Raw genomic sequence first — 22564 nt, 5'->3', positions numbered from 1 at the left:
ATCCGCTGGCCGCCAGGTCAGCTCAGGTAGAGCTGGTCCAGGCCCCGCCAGATGATCTCCGGCGCGAACTCCTTCCGCGCCCGCTCCCTGGCCGCCTCGCCCATGCTGGCCCGCCGCTGGGGGTCGGCCATCAGCTCCTCGATCGCCGACGCGAGCCCTCGGGCATCGTCGACGTCGATCAGCCGGCCGGTCACCCCGTCAATCACGGAGTCGACGGCTCCCGTGGCCCGGGTGGTGATGGTGGGGATGCCTGCGCTTGCCGCCTCCAGCACCACATTGGGGAAGCCCTCGCGACGGGTGGGCAGCACCAGCACATCCATTGCGGCCAGATGCCCCCAGGGCTGGTCGACGTAGCCCGCCCAGACCACGTTGCTCGCCGACTCCAGCTGCGCGGCCAGCCCGCCCTGCTCCTCGTTGCCGAGCACCAGGCAGAAGATGTCGCGCCCGCTGAGGGAGCGCAGCGCGTCGATTAGCGTGTGAATGCCCTTGTCGTGCACGAGCCTGCCCACGTAGCCGACGACGAAGGCCTCCGCGGGAATGCCGAGCTGGGCGCGCATCGGAGCCCGTCTGCCGTCGGCGCCCGCGGCGATCGCTTCCGCGTCGACACCGTTGCTGCTGCCCGAGCCGATCAGCGGCTGGAGGCGCCTGCCGCCGACGAGCCGCTCGCGGCGCAACACCCGAAGCATGCTGTCGCTGATCGGCAGCACGTGGGTGGCGGTGGCCATCGTCAGCCGCTCGATCGCCCAGAAGATGCGCCGCTTCAGGCCCTGGAAACCCTCGAAGCGCAGCCCCCACACCACGTTCACGCGACGCGGCACGCGCGTCAACCAGCCGGCCAACCCGCCCAGCAGGCTGGCCTTCGGGGTGCCGAGGTTCAGCACCTCCGGCCGGAGCCCGCGCAGCAACCGGACCCACTGCGCGAGCGCCTTGAGATCCTTGAGCGGCGACGGCTCGCGCTCCATCTCGATCACGTGCACCGTGACGCCCGCCGCACGCACCTCGGCCAGCTCCGGGCCGTCGGACGAGACCAGGTGGACGTCCCAGCCCCGATCCCTCATCCATTCCAGCTGCCCTCTGAGCAGGCTGGTGCTCGTGGGCACAGTGACGCTATACAGCAGGCGACCGCGTTTGCTCATGCAGTAAGCGTAGTCGCGCGTCGTGCGCGGCGACGCACTTCGTCGGCAACAACGAACAACAGCGTCACCTCGAACATGCTCCACGACAGCGGCATCCAATGGCTATTGGCCAGGCCGATCAGCGGCCACAGCGCCACGACGGCGGCCGCCCCCGCGCCCAGCCACCGGCCCTGCGCGCTCGCCCAGTGCAGCGTTGCGGAGCGCACAGCCCACAAGAACACGGCACCCAGCAGCGTCGCGAACGCGAGGCCGGGCAGTACGCCGTAGGCCACGAGCACCTCGACGACCGCGTTGTGCGGGTTCACGAGCTGGAACGTCTCGTGCGGCAGATCCGCGGTCGCGCTCCACCGCGCGTAGCCGCCCGGGCCGACGCCCAGACCCCACGTCTCGCGCAACATGTGCAGGCCGTTCAGGGCCAGGTTGGCGCGCGGGTTGTCGCTGCCGAGGGGATCCTTGTCGGCGAACAGCCCGGTGGCGGCCACCAACCCGGGAGCGGCCAACGCCGTCGCCAGCGCACCCGCCGCCGCCACCGCCACCAGGATCCGCCCCCAGCGCCACAGCAGCGCGGCCACCAGCAGCTCGATCGCCAGCACCAGCAGGCCGGTGCGCGACTGGCTCAGCCACACCATCGGGGGCACCGCGGCCGTGGCCGCCAGCGCCGCAAACCGCCACGGCTTCGATTTGTCCGCCAGCGCAGCCCACGCCGCCACCGGGCCGGCGACGACACACAGGTGCGCGAGTTCGTTGGGATTCGCGAAAGTGCCCGCCATCATGAACCACACGCCCATGAAACGGTCGTCGTCCCAGACGAGGGCGAACGTGGGCAGATGCAGGCCGGAGAAGTACTCCCACGCGACGACCCCCGCCTCCGCGAGGAGGGTCAGCACCACGCCGCGCGCGACGACGAGCAGCCGCCGGGCGGCGGGCACCAGGGTGAGTGCGGCGGCAGCGCAGACGAGCGCAGCCACGAGCGAAAGCAGCTCGATGAGGCCGTCGGCGGGCCAGCCCGGCCACAGCCACGTGATCCCGCTCGACAGCAGCGTGAGCGCCGAGAGCCCGCCCGCCGCCAACGCGAGCGGGTGCCGGGCACGGCGCCGCAGCAGCACCACCACACAGGCGACGATGCCCGCCACCAGCAGCAGCCGGTAGGCGAACACCGAACCAACGCCCGCGAGCGGGCCAGCCGCCGCCGCAGGGGCGAGCAGCAGCAGCCACGCCTCGGCGAGGCGGGGCAGCGGGAAACGGGCAACGGAGGTCATCGTCGGATCATCTTCTCATCCCAAGCCCAGAAATGGGCAGCGCGGCAGTTGGGCGGAAGCCAGGCGAGCCGGCGCGATTACACTGAACCGCATGGATTCAGCAGGTCAGCCGCCCACCAAGCGGGAACGTTTCCGCCAGTCCCGCGTCGGGCGCTGGCTGGATCGGCACGAGTTCGTGAAGCACGTGCTGACCCTCATGACGGGCACCGCTTTCGCCCAGGCCGTCGGCCTGCTGATCTACCCGATCGTCACTCGCCTGTTTACGTCGCACGACATGGGCGTGTTCGGCATGTTCTCCGCCATCGTCGGTTTCCTCGTCACCGTCGCGGCGTTGCGCTACGAGTTCGCCATCGTGCCCGCGAAATCCGACGACGAGGCCCGCGCGCTGCTCACGCTCGCGACCCGCATAAACCTGGGAGTCTCGCTCGGTTCCAGCGTGTTGCTGGGCGTTTTCGGTGGCTGGTTGGCGGGGCTGCTGAACACCCCCGGGCTGGGGCCCTGGCTGTGGCTCGTCGGGCCGCTCGTCTTCGTCACCGCGCAGGTGATCATCTACACCCAGTGGCTGAACCGGAAGAAGTACTACTCGTTCGTCAGCAGCAACCACATGACGCAATCGCTGGTGATGTCGACCACCCGCGTCGCCTCCGGCATCCCAGGCAGCTCGGTGCTGGGGCTGATCGGCTCGCAGTTCCTGGGCCAGGCGGTCGCGCTGATCCGGGTGTTTCGCCGCACCCGCGACGAAGTCCGCGCCCCCCGGGCGGCCACGCTCAAACACGTGGCGCGCAAGTTCCGCCGGATGCCGCTGGTCAACGGGCCGAACGCCGTCGTCGACGCCATCCGGCTCAACGGCATCACGGTGCTGATCGGCGTGTTCTTCTCCACCAAAGTTGTGGGTAACTTCAACGTCGCCTGGCTGCTGATCCAGGCGCCGCTGAGCCTCATCAACGGGGCACTGTCGCAGGTGTTCTTCCAGAAGCTGGCCGTCACGCCTCGCGGCGAAATGTTCTCGCTGGTGGCGAAGTCGCTGCTGCGTTCCGTGCTGCTGGGGATCGTGCCCTTCGCGCTGATCTACTTCCTTGCCCCGCCGATCCTGCCGTGGGTGCTGGGCCCCGAGTTCCCCTTGGTAGGTGATCTCGCCGCAGTTCTGGTGCCGTGGCTGTTCTTCAACCTCGCCACCTCCCCGGTCTCGATGCTGTTCATCGTCGTGCAGAAGCAGGGCGTGATGCTCGCGTTCTCCGTGGTCTACATGGTCACCCCGCTCAGCATCCTGTGGCTCCACCATCCGGGCATCCTGGAGACGATGACCGTGGTGTCGTGGGCGATGGCCGGGCTGCTGGCGATCTTCTGCCTGCTGGCGCTGTGGGCCGCGCGCGAATACGACCGCGGCCGGACCGTCAGCATCGAGGAGGGGCTGGCCGCGAAGGACCGGGTGGCCGAGGACGCCGAATGACGACCGAACGCGGCCGCCGACCCGGCGGGGCAGCCGCCCGGGCCTTCGCCTGGGCCGCGCCGCTCATCCTGATGGTGGCGAGCTGGTTCAACGGGCAGGAGGTCATCGTCGAGGAGCCGGTGGGGCTGACCGCCTGGCTGCTCGGCGCCGGGGCAGCTACCACCGTCGGGCTGGCGCTGCTGGCGTGGCTGCCGGGGCGCGCACAGCTGTGGCGCGCCACCTGGCCTGGCCTGCTGGCCTTCGGGCTGCTGCTGGCGTGGGCGCTCGTGCGTACCCTCGGGTTCGCCACCTGCATCGCCACCCGCGACGGCGAGCCGTGGCCCGCCTGCTACCCGACGTGGGTCGCGTGGGTGCCCATCGTGCAGGCGGCGGTGACCATGCTGCTCGCGTGGCTGCTCGTCGCGGCCACGCGAGCCGGGCGCAGGGAGGGCTGGCTGGTGTGCTTGGCCCTCACTATCGTCGGGATGGGGATGGTTGGCCTGGTGCGGGCACTGCTGGACCCGCGTGGTTTCAACCGGCTGGGCACGGGCCTGGGCGGGGCGGCGGTGCTGTCGTGCGCGCTGGTGTTGGCGGTGGTGGTTCTGGTGCTTGCGGGTGTGCGGTCGTCCGGCCGCGCGCGATGGCTGCTTGTGGCGGCGACGATGGGCGTCGCCTTGACCGTGCTGACCTTCTCCCGCGCCGGATTGGCGCTGCTGGTGCTCACCGCCGTCGCCCTGCTCGCCCTCGGCGGCCGACGGCTGTCCGGCCGGGCGCTGTTGGCGATAGCCGGTGCCGTGGGCGCGCTGTCGGTGGGGGCGGTCACGGTGTTTCCCGAGCTTGCGGCGCGGCTGCTGACCCTGGGCGATCCCGGGCGGGCCACCAACTTGGCGACGGCGGTGCAGCACTGGTGGTCCTCACCGGGCCGGGTGCTGTTCGGGGCTGGTAACGGTGCGGTGTGGCCGTGGTTCGGGGTGGACGCCAACCTGATCTGGGCCCCGGAGACGGGGGAGTTGACCGTCGAGGGCATTGGCGGGTCGCTGTTGGTGAACCCGCACTCGCTGTTCCTCGGGGTGCTGGTGGAGTTGGGGGTGGTTGGTTTTGTCGCGCTGCTGGGGCTGGTGTGGTTTGTGCTGCGCGTGGCGGTGCGGGAGGTGCGGCTGGGGCGCGCCGGCGTCGGGTTGGCGTCGGCGGTGTGTGTGGTGGCGTTCGTGTTCGACACTTATCTGCTGCGCAATCCGGGAGTTTCCTTCGTGTGGTGGCTGGCGGTATTCGCGGCCGCGAGCGAGTGCGAGGCGCGGCGGAAATCCGGGAAGCCGGCGGTAGACTCGGCACCAGCTGTGTGCGAAGGAGAAAATTGTGGCTGAGTTCAGGAGCACGCGCGCTCGCCTGGAGCGGGTGGCTCTAGCGGTCTGGGATGCCGGTTGTTGGGTGGTGGCCGCGCTCGGCCTCGTGGTCATGCGCTACAACTTCGATCTGTCGAGTGAGCAGACCCAGATGGTCCTGGTTTACGCGGGGCTGGCGATTACGCTTCAGGTGCTGGTGGGCACGGCGACGAAGCTGTACCGCGGCCGCTACCGGGTGGCTTCCTTCGAGGAGGCGACGCACCTGGCGGCGGTCGGGCTGGCGGTCGGCGGCGTGCTGGCCCTCGGTTTCGCGTGGGTGGCCCCCGAGTACTACCCGAGGGTGATGACTTTCACCGTGCCGTTCGCCGCACTGATCCTGATGGCGGCCGGGCGCTTCATCTCCCGCACGATCTCGGGTCATCAGCAATCGGGGGCCCCGGCAGAGCCGGTGCTCGTCTACGGCGCGGGCAACGCCGGCGCCCAGCTGGGCCGGCTGCTGGAGTACGATCCCGACGCGCCGTACCAGATCGTCGGATACATCGACGACGACCCGAGCAAGCGCAACCTGCACCTGTCGGGCGCCAAGGTGCTGGGTGGTCGCGAGAAGCTGGTGCCCGCCGCGCTGGAGCGCGGGGTGCGCACCATCATCGTCGCGCTGCCGACCGCGTCCAGGGAGTTGCTGCGCGAGATCAACGCGCTGACCGAGCCGGAGGGCCTGAAGACCCTGGTGATGCCTCAGACCAAGGATCTGATCTCGGGGAAGGTCGAGCTGTCGAGCCTGCATCAGTTGGATGTGGCCGATCTGCTGGGGCGGGCCCAGATCAAGACCAACCTTTCGGAGATCTCCGACTACCTCTCCGGCAAGGTGGTGCTGGTCACCGGGGCGGGCGGCTCGATCGGTTCGGAGATCGCGCGCCAGGTGCACAAGTTTGGCCCGAAGTCGCTGGTGATGCTGGACCGCGACGAGTCCGGCCTGCACGGCACCCAGCTGGCCATCTTCAACCAGGGGCTGCTGGACACGCCCAACATGGTGCTGTGCGACATCCGCGACGTGGCGGCCCTGGACAAGGTGTTCGCCGATCATCGGCCCGACGTCGTCTTCCACGCGGCCGCGTTGAAGCACCTGCCGATGCTGGAGCAGTATCCGCTTGAGGGCTGGAAGACGAACGCCATCGGCACCCTGAACGTGCTGCGCGCCGCCGAGAAGTATGGGGTGCAGCGTTTCGTGAACATCTCCACCGACAAGGCCGCCGACGCCACCAGTGTGCTCGGTAAGACCAAGCGCATCGCGGAGGAGCTGACCGCCTACTACGCCCGCAAGACCGGTCACCTGTGGGTGTCGGTTCGTTTCGGCAACGTGCTCGGCTCGCGTGGCTCCATGCTGCACACGTTCCGCGCGCAGATCGACAAGGGCGGGCCGCTCACGGTCACGCACCCGGACATCACCCGCTACTTCATGACCATCCCCGAGGCCTGCGAGCTGACCATCCAAGCGGGCGCGATCGGCCAACCGGCGGACGTGCTGGTGCTGGACATGGGCGAGCCTGTGCGCATCCTCGACGTGGCGAAGGGCCTCATCGCGCGCTCGGGCAAGGACATCGAGATCATCTTCACCGGGCTCAGGCCAAACGAGAAGATGCACGAGGTGCTGTTCAGCGACGACGAGGAGCGCACCCCCACCAGCCACGAACTCATCTATCGGGTGCAGGTGCCGCCGCTGGATCCGGAGTTGCTGGGTACTGTCGACGGCGCCGACCCGGATTCGCTCGTCGCGCTCACCCAGCAGAGCCACGCGGCCGAGGCGGCGCGGCGCAATCTGGAGGAGGCGCGAAGCGGCCTCGACGGGGTGCAGCTCACGCGGCCGGCGAGCGAGTAGCCGCCACCAGCCGTAAACGCCGGAGGGGGGTGCTGCGTGTTCCCACGCAGCACCCCCCCCTCCGGGTTCTTTAAATCAGTTCTTGACCGCTGCCTCGATGGCGGCGCCCACCTCAGCGTCGATGTTCTTCCAGTACTGGAAGGCACGGCTGAGCACGGGCTCGGCCACCCCGGACAGGGCGCCGGCCACGGTCTCCACGAGGCGGGCGCGCTGCTCGTCGCAGAACACCTCCCGCACCAGGGTGTGCGCCTGGCCGAAGTCGTCATCCTCGGCGTGCAGGGTGTACGCGGAGCGGACCAGGGTGCCGTCGGCCTCCCAGCCGTTCTCCGCCGGGCCCTGCGTGTCGGCGTAGGGACGGCCGAAGGAGTTGGGCGCGTAGACCGGGGCGGAGCCGTTGTGCACGAACTCCATGTTGCCCTGGTTGGCGTAGTTGTTGACCGGGCAGGCCGGCTGGTTGACCGGCAGCTGGTGGAAGTTGGTGCCGATGCGGGCGCGGTGCGCGTCGGGGTAGGCGAACACGCGGGCCATCAGCATCTTGTCGGGCGAGATCCCGGTGCCGGGGATCATGTTCGACGGGCTGAAAGCCGCCTGCTCGATCTCGGCGTAGAAGTTGGCGGGGTTCTCGTTCAGGGTCATGCGACCCACCTCGATGCGCGGGTAGTCCTTGAATGACCAGACCTTGGTGAGGTCGAACGGGTTGTAGCGGTAGTCCTTGGCGTCCGCGTAGGGCATGACCTGCACGTGCAGCGTCCAGCTGGGGAAGTTGCCCTCGGCGATGGCGTCGAACAGGTCGCGGCGGTGGAAGTCAGCGTCCTTGCCGGCCAGTTCGTCGGCCTCGGCGTTCGTCATGTTCTCGACGCCCTGGTCGGAGACGAAGTGGTACTTCACCCAGAACTTCTCGCCCTCGGCGTTCACCCACATGTAGGTGTGGGAGGAGTAGCCGTTCATGTGGCGCCAGGTGCGCGGCAGGCCGCGGTCGCCCATGAGGTAGGCCACCTGGTGCGCGGTCTCCGGGGACTGGGTCCAGAAGTCCCACTGCATGGTGGCGTCCCTGAGCCCGGAGGCGGGCATGCGCTTCTGCGAGCGGATGAACTGGGGGAACTTCAGCGGGTCGCGCAGGAAGAACACGGGGGTGTTGTTGCCGACGATGTCCAGGTTGCCTTCGGAGGAGTACCAGCGCACCGAGAAGCCGCGGACGTCGCGCCACGTGTCGGGGGAGCCCTGCTCGCCGGCGACGGTGGAGAAGCGCACCAGCATCCGGGTTTCGGTTCCCGGCTGGAAGCAGGCGGCCTTGGTGTAGGCGGTGACGTCGCCTGTGACGGTGAAGGTGCCGAAAGCGCCCGAGCCCTTGGCATGCGGGTTGCGCTCAGGCACCCGCTCCCGGTTGAAGTGGGCAAGCTGCTCGACGAGGTGCACGTCGTGCAGGACGATCGGGCCGTCGGGGCCTACAGTGAGCGAGTGGGCGTCGGTTTGAACCGGGGAACCGTTGAGGTGGGTGGACGGGGTGTTGATCGTGTTCATGCTTCTCCTCCATCTTCGATGCATGCGGGGCAGGTGCCCCAGTAGATCACCTCTGCCTCATCCACGATGTAGCCGGCGGCGTCGTGTGGGGTGAGGCAGGGGGCGTGGCCGATGTGGCAACTGACGTCGCGCAACGCTCCGCAGCGGCGGCATATGAGGTGGTGGTGGTTGTCGTCGGCCACCTCGTAGCGGGGCGTCTGCCCGGCGGGCTCGATGCGACGGATGAGCTGGCGCTCGTGCAGAGCGGACAGCACGTCGTAGGTGGCCTGCACGGATAGGGAGCCCAGGTGGCTGATCGCCCGGTCGCGTACCTCGCTGACCGTGGAGTGGGGGTGCTCGTCCAGCACCCCCAGCACCGCGATTCGGGCTGCGGTGACCCGAAGGTCGGCTGCTCGGAGCCGGGCTGCTGGGTCTTGGAATGTTGCGGACACGGTGTCACAATAACACCTAAAGTAGAAAGATTCCAAAAAAGGAAGCCTTCAGGGAAAGCCTGGGGAGGGCACGCTGACGCAGGTGGGATTCGCCGGGAGATTTTTGCGCGGCCGGTTACGGCCGCCGGCCTACCACCAGACCGGAGCGCCGTTGGCGAGGTGGTCCAGCATGCTCAACCCACCGACGAAATCCGCGCCCACCTGAGGGTAGGGCGTCGGCGTGAACGAGTGGTACTCGACCGCTATCCCCAGTCGGTCGAACACCGACCGATCCAGATAGTTTCGGCCCGAAGGGCCGGAGAGGTACACGTCGCCCCCGAGCTCTGCGACGATGTCCGCCAGCAGCTGCGAAGACGACCCCCGGGCGGACAGCTCGGACGCGCGCACCAGCCGGGTGCCGAGGCCGTAGCGGGCATGGAATCGTGTGATCAGGGCGATGCACAACTCCGCGAGGTTGGTGCTGGGGCTCGCGTAAACGGCCTCCAGCAGCTCGATGGCCTCGGAAACATTGCCCGCCTTGCCGTAAAGGGTGCGCAGAGTCTTCACGTGGTCGCCGCGCCACGGGCGGGCCTCGTTGGTCTCCACCTCGTTCGTCGGCTGCCCCAGCCGCCCCTTGGTGATCACCGGCACGGTCAGCCACTGTGGCCCGTTCGGGCCCTTGATCCGCACCCGGTTCTGGTAGCCGCCCTTAGTGAACGGCACCGTGTCCAGCAGGACGAACACGTCGGAGCGGGCCATCTTGTCGAAGTAGCCGGTCCAAGGCGCGAAGTTTGGCTGGTGAATGGTGACGATCACAGCACGATCCGGATCAGCTCGAAGGCCTCCGCCCACTCGTGTTTCACCTGAAGGCCCCGCACCCGGGCCAGGGAATCGTGGAACTCGGGCGTGAAGTAGGTGCGCCCCATCTCCAGCTGCGACTCGTACTTCGTCAAGGCCGCCCACTTTGTGTCCAGGTGGCGACGCTCCAGGGTCACGAAGGCCGACGCGGAGAAGGTGATGTGGTTCCATGGCAGTTCGTAGCCGAGCAGGGTCTTATGCTTGAAGGCCCGCAGCGCCTCGTCGTGGATGGTGGCGTGGTCTTGGTGGAGGTCGGCCCCCGACGGCGCCAGCACCCAGTCCGGATCAATGTCGCGGCCCAGCTGCACCAGGTGCTCCAGGACCTCCTGGCGGTGGTAGCTGAGCTTCCGGACTGGGTAGCTGAGGATCGTGCGGTTCCCGCGCGGCACCCCCAGCACGTCGAGGGACTCGTGGCACTCGTCGGCTAGCCGAGTAGGCGCTGACCCCTCAGGTAGAGATTCTTCTGCGGTAGAGAATACGGCGACGTGGACTTCCACCCCGGCCTCGATCCACTTCGCGATCGATCCGCCCGCACCGAGCTCGGCGTCGTCAGTGTGTGGGGCAAGCACCAGGATGGTTTTGGGCAGTAGCATCGAAATCCTCTCGTAATTCAAGGTCCCCTGAACTCTACCCTCTCAAGGCGGTGCGTGAGTTATGGGGGGAGCTGTCATACCGCATGGTCGCTATGAGGAATTGGCCGGCGGACATCGAAGCTGGTCTATGCGCAGGCGGCGTCGGGGCAAATCCAGGTGTTGTCGAGTGCGACGATGACGGTGGAATGGCTCGCTGGCTGTTGTCAGGTGGCCGACGGGAGCCTCAGAGCCGCTCGTACAGGTCCTTCAGCTTGGCGAACTCGGCGTCCCAGTTGTAGCGGGTCAGGATGGCCTGACGGCCGTTCTCGCCCATCCGAGCTGCCTCCGCTGGGTCGGCGAGCAGCGATTTCAGGGCCGCGGCCGCAGCGTCGGTGTCGAAGGGGTCGACGGTGATGCCGCAGCCGGCCTCCCCGACGATCTCCTGCCACAGCCGGAAATCCGAGCAAAGCACCGGCAGCCCGCACGCCATGTACTCGAACATCTTGGTGGAATAGCCTTCGACGTAGTTGCTGATCGGGTGGTCCAGCACAATCCCGACCTGCGCGTCGCGCAGCCCGGCGACGATCTCCTCGCGCTGCACCAGCCCCGCGTAGTCGACGCGGCTCCAGCCGGGATGGGCCTCGGCGCGGTCCTGATGGTGCTTGAACCTGCCCGCGATCCAGCCGCGCACGCCGTCGGGCAGCTGGGCGACGGCGTCCAGCATCTCGAACAGCCCCTGCTGCACCGACAGTCCGCCGACGTAGATGAACGCGTGGCTGCGCGCCTCGAAGGGGACCTCGTTGCGCGTCGTCGCCAGCCCCTTCTCCGGGAAGTTCTGCACGACGACGGTGCGTCCTGGCGGGAACTTCGCCGCGATCGACGGGGTGGCCGCGACGATCCCGCTGAGCAGCCGTCCCGAGATCCCCTCCAGGACCCTCACGATCCAGGCCAGCGGACGCTTCGCCCAGTCCGGGATCCAGGTCTTGTTCATGATCTGCAGCGGCACGTCCTCGTGGACGTCGTAGACGACCTTCTTGCCGCACAGCCTAAGCGCCAGCCCCACGCCCATGAGCTCAGGGTCGTGGAAGTGGTAGATGTCCGCCTTCTCCTTGAGCGCCCGGAAGAAGATGGCCCATGTCTTGACCAGGATCCGGTGGATGCGGTTCCGGGGCGCGCCAAGCCCGATAACCGGAACACCTGCGACGGTGGTGTCGCCGTCGTGGGTGTTGATGAGCGCCACGTCGTAGCCGGCTTCCTCGAGGCCCCCACACTCCTTGTAGGTCACGCGAGTGTCGGTGATGTCGTGGACGCTGGAAAGGTGGCGGATCCGTCGGGGCATCAGTGCTGGCCGTTGCCGATGGCGCGATAGGTCACACCCTCCCACTTCGCCGCATCGAGGCAGCCGCGGCCGTCGACGATGACCTGCACGCCCGGCAGGTCGGTCGGGGTCCACTCCAGGTACTCGGGGTGGTCGGCCTGCAGGATGGCCACGTCGACGGGCTCGCCCCGGTGGTAGGCGGTGAAGCCGTACCCGGCGAGCTCCTCGTCGGTGAACATCGGGTCGTGGACCGTGACCTCCGCGCCGCGGGTCTTCAGCCCCTCGGCGGTGGGGAAGACCCCGGAGAACGCGGTCTCCTTCACCCGGCCCCGGTAGGAGGCGCCGAGCACGACGACACGTTTGCCCTTGAGATCCCCGACGGCGCCCTCGGCCAGTGCGATGGCGTACTCCGGCATCGTCATGTTGGCCTCGCGGGCGGTGCGCACGATGGTGGCCTCGGGATCGGTGTACAGGTAGAGGCGCGGGTAGACGGGGATGCAGTGGCCGCCGACGGCGATGCCCGGCCGGTGGATGTGGCTGTAGGGCTGCGAGTTGGAGGCGTCAATGACCTTGTTCACGTCGATGCCGTGGGCGGCGGCGAACTTGCCGAACTGGTTGGCGAGCCCGATGTTGACGTCGCGGTAGGTGGTCTCGGCAAGCTTGGCCATCTCGGCGGCCTCGGCGGTGCCCATGTCCCATACGCCGTTGCCCTGCGGCAGGTCGGGGCGGTCGATGAAGGTGAGCACCTGCTTGTAGAACTCGATGCCCTTGGCGGTGCCCTCAGGGGTGAGGCCACCGACGAGCTTCGGGTACTTCTTGAGGTCCTCGAAGACGCGGCCGGTGAGGACCCGCTCGGGGGAGAACACGAGGTGGAAGTCCTTGCCCTCCTTGAGCCCCGAGATCTCCTCGATCATCGGCTTCCAGCGTCCCCGGGTGGTGCCGACGGGCAGGGTCGTCTCGTAGGAGACGAGGGTGCCGGGGGTGAGGTGTCCGGAGAAGGAACGGGTGGCGGACTCCATCCAGCCGAAGTCTGGCTGCCAGGTCTCGTCGTTGACGAACAGCGGCACGACGATGACGATCGCATCCGCCCCGGGGATGGCCTCGGAGTAGTCAGTGGTGGCGCGAAGCCTGCCTGCGGGCACCAGTTCGGCGAGCTTCTCCTGCAGGTGAGCCTCGCCGGGGAAGGGCTCCAGGGCCGCGTTGATCTTGTCAACGACGCCCTGCTGCACGTCAACGCCAATGACCTCGTGGCCCATGTCGGCGAACTGCACGGCCAACGGCAGACCGATCTTGCCCATAGCGATAACGGCGATCTTCACGCTGCTTCCTTCCACCAACCTGAGAACTTGTGTGAGCGTTGCACCGAGTCTACTCGTATCAGCCCGGCTTCAAGACGCTAGCCTTGGCGCATGGGTAGCGTGTGGGCGGTGGGGCCGTCGAACTATGCGGGACAGGCGCATCGCTGGGCGAGGGCTGCGCAGCGAAATCTACCGGTGACGGCGTGGTCGTTCTCGGGCGTGCCGCTGCGCGGCGGCGGATACTCCTTCGACATCGACCACCTTCTCAACCGGTTCGCGTTCCGCACCCCCCTGTTCTGGGGCGCGCGAACCCGCAGGCTGTTCGCGGAGACGACCCACGTCGCGCTCGACGGGTTCAAGACCTTCGCGCGCTGGGATCGGCACGCCCACTTTCCAGCCGACGCCCGGCGGCTCGCAGAGCTCGGGAAGCGCATGGCGCTCATCGCCCACGGCTCCGACGTGCGCGACCCCGCCGCTCACATGGCGCGCGACGAATGGTCCTACTTCACCGTCGGCGACGACGCCTGGCGGGCCACGTTGGCGGAACAGACCGCGCGCAACCGGGGCTTCGCCGAGGAATGCGGCTGGCCGGTTTTCTTCTCCACCCCGGACCTCGCCTTCGACCTGCCCTCCGGCACCTGGCTGCCCGTCGTGGTGGAGGTGGAGCAGTGGGCGAGCCCGTATCCGGTGCTGGAACGTGAACGGCCACGGGTGCTGCACGTGCCCAGCCAGCGCAATCCGCCCATCAAGGGCACGCACCTGATCATGCCGGTGCTGGAGCGGCTGGAGCGGGAGGGCGTGATCGAGGTGGTGGCGCCGTCGGGGCTGCCGCACGCCGAGCTGCGCACCCTCGTGCAGGGGTGCGATGTCGTCATTGACCAGTTGTTGTTCGGCTCCTATGGCGTGGCTGCGGTGGAGGCGATGGCGGCGGGCCGGGTCACTGTCGGGCGCATGATCGACGGTGTGCGCGCCAAGATGCCGGAGCCCCCCGAGATGCTGGAAGCCACCCCAGAGACCCTCTACGACGTGCTGTCCTCCGTGCGGGACCGACGCGACGAGTTGCGTGAGCAGGCGGAACGGGGTGTGGCTTTCGCGAAGAGGTGGCACAACGGCGACGAGGCAGCCCGCCGGCTGGCGGACTACCTCGTCGGTGGTTGAATCGGGCTCAGCGGTAGACCACTACCTTGTCGCCGATGCGGACCTGGTGGTAAACCCAGTCCAGCGTGGCGGCGTCGCGGATGTTGATGCACCCTGCTGAGCCGCCGGCTCCGGTTGGGTCGGAGGCAAAGCCCTCCGAGTAGTGGATCGCCTGGCCGCCGGAGAAGAACATCGCCCAGGGCATGGGCACGCCGAAGATGCTGGACACATGGTGCCTGGATTTGCGGAACACCTTGAACACGCCCTCACGGGTAGGAGTGCTCGGCCAACCGAACCGGGCATCCATGGTGGCTTTGATCTCGCCGTCAATCACCCACCACAGCTTGCCGGCAGACTTAGAAGAGCACAGCACCCTCCCCGTAAGGCAGCGACGATCCAGCTTGTAGCCCTGCGAGATGCTGTCGCGGGAGTGCAGGATATAGGAGTGCAGCGTACCGTCTTCGCGAATGGCCCAGAGGCGGTTGCCAGTCGGGCTGAAGGCCGAGTTCAAGCCTTTCATCTTCGACCAGCCGGTACCCAGCCGGAAGTGGGTGAAACCGCCGCCGTGCGCGTTGGCTGCAAGATAGCGGAGGGTTCCCTGGTGGTCGATCGCAGCGACGTCGCTCTGACCATTGCCGTCCCAATCGCCGACGCCGGTCACCAATCCCAGGTCTCTCCAGTCGTTGTCGATCAGGATTGGGTCGAGGAACTCCGTAGTGCCTTTGGTGGGGTACAGCCAGGAAGCGCCATCCTCGCGCACCCCCAAGAGAGCTGGGGAGTTATGCAGGCTGCGCGACAACACAGTGATGGTCCTGAACGGTTGCCAGCCCTGACCGATCTTCCAGTGGCTGCGCACGCCCCCACGAGCATCGCCGACGTAGAAGTGCACTTCGCCGTTACGGAACCGGGCCAGCAGATCAGGGTAGCCGTCTCCAGTCCAGTCTGTGCCCCCAAGAACGTCGAGGGCCGCTCCCCAGCCGTGGCCGATCTTGACCGGCCACTCGAACTGGTCCCACCCGAGCGAGCGGTAGAAAAGAAGATCACCAGAAGGCGTGATCAACATCAAGTCGGTTTTACCGTCCCTATCCCAGTCGCCGGGGAAAACGGTGCGGCGCGCGTTCCAGCCGTGCCCGATCTGCGCGCTGTACTCAAGCCGCACAAAGTCGTGGTAGTCGGTTGGCTGCACGGAGAGAGGAACGCGTTCAGAGAGGTCTTCTTCCTCGGGCGCTAGCTCGCTCTGCGGCTCTTCGCCGGTGGGAGCACCGTCGTCGAGGCTCGGCTCAAACACTTCTGCTTCAGGAGTGTGCAGGTCATCACCGGTCGAGGGCGGAGATGTCTCAGCGTCGCTGGGGGACGGCAGCGGAGTCTGCTCGGCTGTGGGCCCCTGAGTGGGCTGCGGCGCTGGAGTTGTAGGCGACGACGACGGCGTCGGCGACTGCGTCGCCTGGTCTTGCGGCCCACCTCCGTCTGTAGCATCATCCGCCCCGGCAGGAAATATTCCGAAGCTGAAGACGAGAAGAGCTAGAGCCGTGGCCGCAGTCGACCTGACCGTTCGCCGGTCCGTGATGGTTGAGATTCTCATGACCTGTAAACCCTGTGATGAATGGTGGCGCTTTCCGCCACGGTTGCATCAGTTTCTCATCTTTGATTGCGGCAAACAAGTCGTTGGGTAAGGCGTGGGCACCGCGTTGGCATGGCCCAAGAACCCCTCGACTGGACGCTGACAGGCCTCGGAAGCCGGAAGGAAGTGGGCCGGCTCGCGGCCAGTCAAATGGGGGAGATCAGCTTGGGAGCAGGGCCGAGAGTTGTTCGGAAGGGAACTCCCCCTGAACGATCATCAACCGGACGAAGCGTTCCTCCACCCACACGGCCTCGGAGTGCGGGTCTCCTGGGTAGTCTCGAACGGCGGTCAGCCCAGTGTCCGTCAGGTTGAGGTTCTTCGTCGTGAACCCCGCCTCGCCTGCGGTGCAGGCCTGCAGGGCCTCGGAAAACTCGGCGAACCACTTCTTGGCTTCCGAGTCAGACGCGAACTCCAGCACTAGGCCGTTACCGAAGCGGTCCTGCCCGTCGCGGTAGGAACCGGCCAACGCACCCAACGGCAGGGGAGGGGAAGTGTCCTTGCAGTAGGGGATGGCCTCGGTCGAGGCGATCGAAGGGTCAACCACATGCACCCAAGTCCCGTTGGGGACGAACTCTCCTTCCGTCGGTTCGACCACGGTGCCCGAGAAACCCAGCCAACTCGCGGGGAGGGAGTCGGCGGAAAGGGCCCCCACCGTCGAAGCATCTGGGCTCGGTGGCGCGGCAGGAGATTGGATCGGATCTGACACGTCCATCTCGCCGGATCCGTCGACGCTGGTGGGGCTCACCAGCACCGACGGATCCGGAGAATCCGGTGAGCTGGGCGGAGTGGAGCAGCCTGACCCAAGCAGGCAGAGCACGCCAATGACTACTGTTGCCCTCATCAGCACCTCTGCGTGGTGAGCTCGAAATGGTGGTAGTCACGGTAACAGCCGCCCCAGTGTCCGCCATGCCGGCGGAACTCGACGGGGAACACCGTGTCCGCCATGTGCATACCGGGGATGCTGGCGGAGCGTCCCGTCGAGTACGCGGCGGACGGGTACCACCGGCCGGCAAAATAGGGATTCTTCACCGTATTGATGTCCACGGCATACCCGTAGCTGTGCGGCGACACGCGGTAGGGGTTGCCCACCACTTGACGGCAGTTGAACGCCGACGTGTTGTCGTCGGCCATCATCGTTATGTCGTTTCCGTCGTAGAGCGCTGCCGTGCGCATCTTGCTTATCGGGAAGCGCTTCGCGAAAGCGGCTTTGAAGATGGTGGTGGTACGTGCGACCAGGTCTGAGCGCACTATCAAGTTTCCACGGCTGATTCTGCCGTGCGAATCCCAGAAATTCATGGTGATAACGCTCAGTTGTTCGGGGCCAACAGGGCACCCTGGGCGCCACGATTTGCCGAGATCATTCAGAGTTGCCGGACGCGACGCATAGCTGAAAACGGGGCGGGCCGTGCTCGCGGTGAAACGGAAGAACATGCCGTCTTGACGAATGCCTGCCAAGGAGGCGGCCCCGTTCTCCGCCTGGGTGACGCCCAACTTCAGGAAATACTGCCAGTTTCGCCCCACCTGAAACCGGCCAGTGATCCTGGCTCCAGCCAGGGGAAGGTAAACCAACCGACCGCTCCGGTCGATAGCGATCAGATCTGAATACGAGTTGCCATCCCAGTCGCCGGCTGCCTCCAACAGGCTGTACTCGTTGGCGTCCCTCGCCAAGGTGTGTGCTGGCGCGAAGTTGCCCACGCCGTCGGAGGGGTAGTAGAGAACCCGGCCATCCGAGTGCAAGCCGACGATCGCGGGGTAGCCGTTTGATGCTTGGGGCAGCAGGGCGATCTTATTGATGCCACCCCAGCCTCGGCCGATCTGGCTGGAGCGGAGAAAACCTCCAGAGCCGTCGCCCGAATAAAGAATCAGGCTGCCCGAGGTGAACCGCGCCACTAGATCAATCAGCCCATCGCCATCCCAGTCCGCCTGACCGAGGAGTTCCAACGCCGCGCCCCAGCCGTGACCGATGCGCACCCCCTCGTATAGCGACCCGTCGGCCCGGCCACGGTAGAACAACAGCTCGCCGCGCGCAGAGCGCATGAGCTGGTCGTCGTAGCCGTCACCGTCCCAGTCGCCGGGGAACGTCGTGTTGTCGGGCAGCCAGCCGTGGCCGAACTGGCCGGCATTGTGCACCTGGACCACCGGATGTTGCGGGAGGGCCGCCGCGAACGGTTCATGCTCCTGGAGATCCGCGGGTTCCTCGGTCTCGGCAGCCACCTCGACCAGCCCCAGTTCATCCCCGGGGCTAACCAACTCGTTCTCGGGCCTCGTGGGCGAGCTTGGCTGGCTCGTTTCCGCTGCTGAGGGCAGCTGGGTTGGCGTCGGTGCAGGGCCCGTCGAAGCCTGGTCCGGAGTAGGGGAAGGCGAAGCCGTGGGCGGCTGCGATTCCGGTTGGGAGGGCTCGGCCGTGGCCGTGGGAGGAGCCGGCGGCGCGCTCGGTTCCTGACTATGCGACGACGCGCTTGGCATGGGCTCGACCGTGTCATCTGCGGCTGCTGGGGGGCCCAGCGTGGTGGCCAGCGAACTTGCCAACACAACGAGGAACGTGTTGCGCCATCTGCTCATGTACCCTCCCAATGCTTTCTTCTGATGATTAGTCCGTACCGGAATCGAACGAGGAGCGCAGCCCGGCCGCGTCGATCACGTCGTCGCCCACCGGGGCGCCCAACTCGACGATGGCCGCCTTGCCGCCCGCCTCCAACTCGCCGATCAGGCTGGCCTGGGTGACCCCCAGGGTGCCCTGCATCGCGTAGAGCTCAAGTTTCTCCCGAGAGTCGGCGATGTCGAGGTTACGCATGGTCAGTTGGCCGATGCGGTCGGTGGGGCCGAAGGCGGCATCCTCGACCCGTTCCATCGACAGCTTCTCGGCCGCGTACGACAGGTGCGGGCCGGTGGTGTCGAGGATGGTGTAGTCGTCGCCGCGACGAAGGCGCAGCGCCACCTCGCCCGTGACCGCCGACGCCACCCAACGCTGAATCGACTCACGCAGCATGAGCGACTGCGGATCCAGCCAGCGGCCCTCATAGAGCAGCCGGCCCAGCCGCAGCCCCTGCGTGTGATAGTTGGCGAGCGTGTCCTCGTTGTGGATTGCGGTCAGCAGCCGCTCGTAGGCGATCCACAGCAGAGCCATGCCGGGTGCTTCGTAGATACCACGCGACTTCGCTTCGATGATGCGGTTCTCGATCTGGTCGCTCATGCCCAGACCGTGGCGACCACCGATGGCGTTGGCCTCCAGGACGAGCTGCACCGCGTCGTCAAAGCGTCGGCCGTTGATACTGACCGGGCGGCCCTGTTCGAAGCCGATGCGCACATCCTCGGTGTCGATGCGCACAGCCGGATCCCAGAACTTGACGCCCATGATCGGCTCGACCGTCTCCAACGAAACGTCCAGGGCCTCAAGCGTCTTGGCTTCGTGTGTGGCCCCCCAGATGTTGGCGTCGGTGGAATACGCCTTCTCCTTGCTGTCGCGGTAGGGCAGGTTACGCTGCGCGAGCCACACGCTCATCTCGTCACGACCGCCTAGCTCGCCGACGAACTGCTCGTCGAGCCACGGCTTGTAGATGCGCAGCTGCGGGTTGGCCATGAGGCCGTAGCGGTAGAAGCGTTCGATGTCGTTTCCCTTGTAGGTGGAGCCGTCGCCCCAGATCATCACATCGTCCTCAGCCATCGCGCGCACCAGCAGCGTGCCGGTCACGGCGCGGCCGATGGGGGTGGTGTTGAAGTAGGCGCGGCCAGCGGAGCGAATGTGGAAGGCGCCGCAGGCCAGCGCAGACAACCCCTCCTCGACGAGCGCCGACTTGACGTCGATCAGCCGGGAGATCTCGGCACCGTACTGGGTGGCGCGCCCCGGAACCGACCCGATGTCCGGCTCGTCGTATTGGCCGATGTCCGCAGTGTAGGTGCAGGGGTGAGCGCCGGCCTCGCGCATCCAGGCCACGGCCACCGACGTGTCGAGGCCGCCCGAGAACGCGATGCCGACGCGCTCGCCGACGGGAAGAGAAGTCAAAACTTTAGCCACGGGTTAACCCTAAGCCATGCGCGCGGCTGCGCCACCGTCGGCTCATGTTGGGTTCACAGCACCAGGATGATCTTGCCCACGTTCTCGCCGGAGCTGAGGAGTTCGTGGGCGGAACGGACATCGTCGAAGGGGATGCGGGTCTCCGGCGACGGCTTGATCTTCCCGTTGCGCAGCAGCGGCCAGACCTGGCGCTCTACCTGGGCGCAGATCTCTGCCTTCTCGTCGGCGGGACGGAAGCGCAGCGACGTCGCGCTGATGGTGCCCTGCTTGCTGAGCAGCAGTCCCACGTTGAGGGTGCCCTTCACGCCGCCCTGTAGGCCGATGACCACCATGCGTCCCCGGCGGGCGAGCGCCTTGACGTTGGCCTCCAGGTACTTGGCGCCGATGATGTCGAGGATGACGTCGGCGCCCCTGCCGCCGGTTGCCTCCTGCAACTGCTTCACCCAGTCTCCGTGGTAGTCGAGCGCGATGTCGGTGCCGTGCGCCCGGCAGTGCGCCAGCTTGGCCTCGGAGCCTGCCGTGGCCGCCACGCGCGCGCCCAACGCCTTCGCGTACTGGGTGGCGAAAGTGCCGATGCCGCCCGCGCCGCCGTGCACCAGGAAGGTTTCGCCCTCCTTCAGCCCGGCGAGCGCCAGGTTGCTCACCACCGTCGCGGCCACCTCAAGAACGCCCGCCGCGGTGACCAGATCCACGCCCGGGGGCGGGGAGATCAGCTGGCCCTCGGGGGCCACGAAGTACTCGGCGTACCCGCCGCCCGCGAGCAGCGCGACGACCTCGTCACCCGGGCGCCACCGCTCGCACCCGGCCCCTACCTCCTCGACCACGCCGGAGGCCTCCAACCCGAGGATGTCGGTGGTGCCGCGCGGTGGGGGGTAGTGGCCCTGGCGCTGCAGGATGTCCGCGCGGTTGACGCCGACGGCCACTGTGCGCACCAAGACCTCCCCCGGGCCGGGGGTTGGTTTGTCGGCTTCGCCGAGGATGAGCATCGAAACGTCGCCGGGTTCAGGAACGAGTACTGCCTTCATGGGTGCAACCTTGCCACAAGGCCGCCGCCCTTATCGAGGAAAATCTGATTGGTCTCAGCCGCGGTCCGGCCATGGCAGCCGCCTGGGGCTTTCGAATTGGCGCGGGACGCCGTCGATCGGGTCGACGAAGTGCAGCTCGCGGGCGAGGAGCCCCATAGGGTGCGTGAAATCGTCGATCTCCCAGGGTTGAACTACGGGATAAAGCGGATCGTTGTGCAGCGGGACGCCGAGCTCCAGGAAATGCATTCTGATCTGGTGCGTCTTGCCGGTGAGGGGGCGCACCTCGTAGCGGCCCCACCCGTCGCGCGTCTCTACGAGGTCGATGTCGGTGTGCGAGTTGGGCGGCAGGTCGAGCCGCTCGGCCTGCAACACACCCACCTCCTTCACCAGGTGCGACGACACTCGGCGCGGAAACTCCAGGCCGGGCCGCACGGGAGCTATCGCCTCGTACACCTTGCGGGTGGTGGGGGCGGCAAAGATGGAGTGGTAAGGGGCGCGCCAACGCTTCCGGGTGGTCATGAGCAGCACCCCGGCGGTGCCGCGATCCAGCCGGTGCACGGCGGAGAGCTCCGGCATGTCGAGCTGTTGGCGGGCCCGCACCACGGCCGACTGCACCACGTGGCGGCCGCGGGGGATCGTCGAGAGGAAGTGAGGCTTGTCGAACACGACGATGCGGTCGTCGCGGTGGATGACCTTGAGGTCGCCGGGGACGTGGGCCTCGTCGCGCAACTCTCGATGGAACCAGACGAAGGTGTGCGGGCGGTAGACCTCGTCGCCGATCCAGGCCTGGCCGGCGTCATCGACGAAGTCGCCGCGGGCCAGCATCGCGTCGACGCGGTCGCCTGCCGGGCCCAGCTTGTCGATCAGGAAGTCGCGCATCGTTGGCCAGGGCAGGGCGTTGGTCGGGTCCCGGTCCGGGGTGCGCACCCAGGCGGCCTGGAGGCCGTGGCGGGGCGGGAGCGGGGACTTGGGCGGCACGGGCCAAACTATATGCGCGCCCGGGCCTCGTGCCGGAATCGGTTGGATTGCGCTACGCTATGCGGGTCTGGCGAGATCGCATAGTGGACTAGTGCAACCGCCTTGAAAGCGGTCGAGGTGCAAGCCTCCGTGGGTTCGAATCCCACTCTCGCCGCTGGCTGGGGCCGTGGCACCGATTCGACGGTGGTGCGGCCCCTCGTTTTGGGTTCCTGGGGCATCGTCGTGGCGACCGTCCGGGGATGATTTGCTTGAAAGCCGCCGACCGGCTGGGGCGCGCGGGACTCGCTTGACTGGGCGCCCGTCGACCGCGATGCCGTGCGCCATGCGGCCGGCCAGATTCGGTGGGTGGTGGGCATTATGGGTTTCGTGCGTTGAGGGCGTGGTCGAGGTATTCGTTGGTCATCGCGATGATTTCTTCGTCGCTGATGCGGGTCACACCGCTGGATTCGCCCTGGATGAAGGCGTCCTCACCGTAGGCTACGCAAGAAAACTGTCTGGGATAGGTTTTGTCGTGTCCGCAGGTGAGGCGGCCGTAGTGTTGCGGGTCTACCATGGACTTGACCGCCATGATGTAGTTCTCGTGATTGCTGAGCCCGCGGCCCACTTTGAGGGCGAAGTTTTTGTCGTAGGTGCCGCTGCCGCCGTAGATGCCCCTGCCGTTGTAGATGGTGATGAAAGATGCTTGGGGGTTGAGGGGGAGGTTGCCGAGGGTTTCTGGGTGGTTGAATTGGTCGATGGGGAGGCCGTTGAAGAGTTTGGGGAGGGTTT

At 67.1% G+C, this 22564-nt stretch carries 19 protein-coding genes and 1 tRNA gene; 5 read left to right on the top strand and 15 right to left on the bottom strand.

What is annotated here, in order from left to right:
- Positions 1 to 17: 17 nt before the first annotated feature.
- A complete protein-coding gene (locus EII42_RS08220) occupies positions 18 to 1136 on the bottom strand; it encodes a glycosyltransferase family 4 protein (RefSeq protein WP_125171640.1) in 1119 nt (372 codons plus the stop codon).
- On the bottom strand, positions 1133 to 2395 hold the full coding sequence (locus tag EII42_RS08215) for an O-antigen ligase (RefSeq protein ID WP_125171639.1): 1263 nt from the start codon (positions 2393 to 2395) through the stop codon (positions 1133 to 1135). Before EII42_RS08215 ends, EII42_RS08220 begins: the two co-directional genes overlap by 4 nt.
- A 91-nt stretch (positions 2396 to 2486) precedes the next feature.
- Between EII42_RS08215 and EII42_RS08210 the strand changes: the two genes are divergently transcribed.
- Genes EII42_RS08210 through EII42_RS08200 form a run of 3 tightly spaced genes read left to right on the top strand, consistent with a single transcriptional unit; the run spans position 2487 to position 7043 of the window.
- On the top strand, positions 2487 to 3845 hold the full coding sequence (locus tag EII42_RS08210) for a lipopolysaccharide biosynthesis protein (RefSeq protein ID WP_125171638.1): 1359 nt from the start codon (positions 2487 to 2489) through the stop codon (positions 3843 to 3845).
- On the top strand, positions 3842 to 5188 hold the full coding sequence (locus EII42_RS08205) for an O-antigen ligase (protein ID WP_125171637.1): 1347 nt from the start codon (positions 3842 to 3844) through the stop codon (positions 5186 to 5188). Before EII42_RS08210 ends, EII42_RS08205 begins: the two co-directional genes overlap by 4 nt.
- Entirely contained in the window at positions 5181 to 7043 is a 1863-nt protein-coding gene (locus EII42_RS08200) for a nucleoside-diphosphate sugar epimerase/dehydratase (protein WP_233558325.1), read from the top strand. The genes EII42_RS08205 and EII42_RS08200 overlap by 8 nt, the downstream gene beginning before the upstream one ends.
- 75 nt (positions 7044 to 7118) lie before the next feature.
- On the opposite strand, the gene EII42_RS08195 is transcribed toward EII42_RS08200, so the two are convergent.
- The 6 genes from EII42_RS08195 to EII42_RS08170 all read right to left on the bottom strand — a co-directional run bounded on the left by EII42_RS08195 (position 7119) and on the right by EII42_RS08170 (position 13041).
- Complete coding sequence (locus EII42_RS08195) at positions 7119 to 8564, bottom strand: catalase (protein ID WP_199729837.1); 1446 nt, start codon at positions 8562 to 8564, stop codon at positions 7119 to 7121.
- Positions 8561 to 8995: a Fur family transcriptional regulator gene (locus EII42_RS08190; RefSeq protein WP_125171635.1), complete on the bottom strand. Its 435-nt coding sequence runs from the start codon at positions 8993 to 8995 to the stop codon at positions 8561 to 8563. Before EII42_RS08190 ends, EII42_RS08195 begins: the two co-directional genes overlap by 4 nt.
- 129 nt (positions 8996 to 9124) lie before the next feature.
- Positions 9125 to 9790: a WbqC family protein gene (locus EII42_RS08185; RefSeq protein WP_125171634.1), complete on the bottom strand. Its 666-nt coding sequence runs from the start codon at positions 9788 to 9790 to the stop codon at positions 9125 to 9127.
- Positions 9787 to 10425, bottom strand: a complete 639-nt coding sequence (locus EII42_RS08180; protein ID WP_125171633.1) for a PIG-L deacetylase family protein — start codon at positions 10423 to 10425, stop codon at positions 9787 to 9789. The genes EII42_RS08185 and EII42_RS08180 overlap by 4 nt, the downstream gene beginning before the upstream one ends.
- Before the next feature lie 223 nt (positions 10426 to 10648).
- The gene (locus EII42_RS08175; RefSeq protein WP_125171632.1) at positions 10649 to 11743 is read right to left on the bottom strand and encodes a glycosyltransferase; all 1095 of its coding nucleotides are present in this window, start codon (positions 11741 to 11743) and stop codon (positions 10649 to 10651) included.
- Positions 11743 to 13041: a nucleotide sugar dehydrogenase gene (locus EII42_RS08170; protein ID WP_125171631.1), complete on the bottom strand. Its 1299-nt coding sequence runs from the start codon at positions 13039 to 13041 to the stop codon at positions 11743 to 11745. The genes EII42_RS08175 and EII42_RS08170 overlap by 1 nt, the downstream gene beginning before the upstream one ends.
- A gap of 90 nt (positions 13042 to 13131) precedes the next feature.
- Here EII42_RS08170 and EII42_RS12940 point away from each other — a divergent pair, with 90 nt between their 5' ends.
- A complete protein-coding gene (locus tag EII42_RS12940) occupies positions 13132 to 14178 on the top strand; it encodes a glycosyltransferase (protein ID WP_158676451.1) in 1047 nt (348 codons plus the stop codon).
- A gap of 7 nt (positions 14179 to 14185) precedes the next feature.
- On the opposite strand, the gene EII42_RS13295 is transcribed toward EII42_RS12940, so the two are convergent.
- The 6 genes from EII42_RS13295 to EII42_RS08135 all read right to left on the bottom strand — a co-directional run bounded on the left by EII42_RS13295 (position 14186) and on the right by EII42_RS08135 (position 21697).
- Complete coding sequence (locus tag EII42_RS13295; RefSeq protein ID WP_199729836.1) at positions 14186 to 15445, bottom strand: L,D-transpeptidase family protein; 1260 nt, start codon at positions 15443 to 15445, stop codon at positions 14186 to 14188.
- A 493-nt stretch (positions 15446 to 15938) separates the two neighbouring features.
- Complete coding sequence (locus tag EII42_RS08155; protein WP_125171630.1) at positions 15939 to 16619, bottom strand: hypothetical protein; 681 nt, start codon at positions 16617 to 16619, stop codon at positions 15939 to 15941.
- The gene (locus EII42_RS08150; RefSeq protein WP_158676450.1) at positions 16619 to 17992 is read right to left on the bottom strand and encodes a M15 family metallopeptidase; all 1374 of its coding nucleotides are present in this window, start codon (positions 17990 to 17992) and stop codon (positions 16619 to 16621) included. The genes EII42_RS08155 and EII42_RS08150 overlap by 1 nt, the downstream gene beginning before the upstream one ends.
- 376 nt (positions 17993 to 18368) lie before the next feature.
- Positions 18369 to 19793, bottom strand: a complete 1425-nt coding sequence (gene argG / locus EII42_RS08145; RefSeq protein WP_125171628.1) for an argininosuccinate synthase — start codon at positions 19791 to 19793, stop codon at positions 18369 to 18371.
- 53 nt (positions 19794 to 19846) lie between these two features.
- Positions 19847 to 20818, bottom strand: coding sequence for an NAD(P)H-quinone oxidoreductase (locus EII42_RS08140; RefSeq protein WP_125171627.1), 972 nt, complete (start codon positions 20816 to 20818; stop codon positions 19847 to 19849).
- Between the two features lie 54 nt (positions 20819 to 20872).
- Positions 20873 to 21697, bottom strand: coding sequence for a pseudouridine synthase (locus tag EII42_RS08135; protein WP_199729838.1), 825 nt, complete (start codon positions 21695 to 21697; stop codon positions 20873 to 20875).
- A gap of 168 nt (positions 21698 to 21865) precedes the next feature.
- Here EII42_RS08135 and EII42_RS08130 point away from each other — a divergent pair.
- Positions 21866 to 21950: transfer RNA gene (locus EII42_RS08130), tRNA-Ser, on the top strand.
- 201 nt (positions 21951 to 22151) lie between these two features.
- Here EII42_RS08130 and EII42_RS12935 read toward each other — a convergent pair.
- Positions 22152 to 22564: hypothetical protein (locus EII42_RS12935; protein ID WP_158676449.1), on the bottom strand; the 413-nt coding region annotated here is incomplete at its 5' end.

The sequence above is a fragment of the Tessaracoccus sp. OH4464_COT-324 genome (assembly GCF_003932855.1).
Classification (GTDB): Bacteria; Actinomycetota; Actinomycetes; order Propionibacteriales; family Propionibacteriaceae; genus Arachnia.
Note: the sequence above shows the minus strand (reverse complement) of the source record. Positions and strands in the feature narration are given on the sequence as shown.

Coding starts and splice junctions, on each gene's coding strand:
- EII42_RS08220 (WP_125171640.1), bottom strand. CDS start 1,136: ATGAGCAAACGCGGTCGCCTGCTGTATAGCGTCACTGTGCCCACGAGC.
- EII42_RS08215 (WP_125171639.1), bottom strand. CDS start 2,395: ATGACCTCCGTTGCCCGTTTCCCGCTGCCCCGCCTCGCCGAGGCGTGG.
- EII42_RS08210 (WP_125171638.1), top strand. CDS start 2,487: ATGGATTCAGCAGGTCAGCCGCCCACCAAGCGGGAACGTTTCCGCCAG.
- EII42_RS08205 (WP_125171637.1), top strand. CDS start 3,842: ATGACGACCGAACGCGGCCGCCGACCCGGCGGGGCAGCCGCCCGGGCC.
- EII42_RS08195 (WP_199729837.1), bottom strand. CDS start 8,564: ATGAACACGATCAACACCCCGTCCACCCACCTCAACGGTTCCCCGGTT.
- EII42_RS08180 (WP_125171633.1), bottom strand. CDS start 10,425: ATGCTACTGCCCAAAACCATCCTGGTGCTTGCCCCACACACTGACGAC.
- EII42_RS08175 (WP_125171632.1), bottom strand. CDS start 11,743: ATGCCCCGACGGATCCGCCACCTTTCCAGCGTCCACGACATCACCGAC.
- EII42_RS12940 (WP_158676451.1), top strand. CDS start 13,132: ATGGGTAGCGTGTGGGCGGTGGGGCCGTCGAACTATGCGGGACAGGCG.
- EII42_RS08155 (WP_125171630.1), bottom strand. CDS start 16,619: ATGAGGGCAACAGTAGTCATTGGCGTGCTCTGCCTGCTTGGGTCAGGC.
- EII42_RS08140 (WP_125171627.1), bottom strand. CDS start 20,818: ATGAAGGCAGTACTCGTTCCTGAACCCGGCGACGTTTCGATGCTCATC.
- EII42_RS08135 (WP_199729838.1), bottom strand. CDS start 21,697: ATGCGCGACTTCCTGATCGACAAGCTGGGCCCGGCAGGCGACCGCGTC.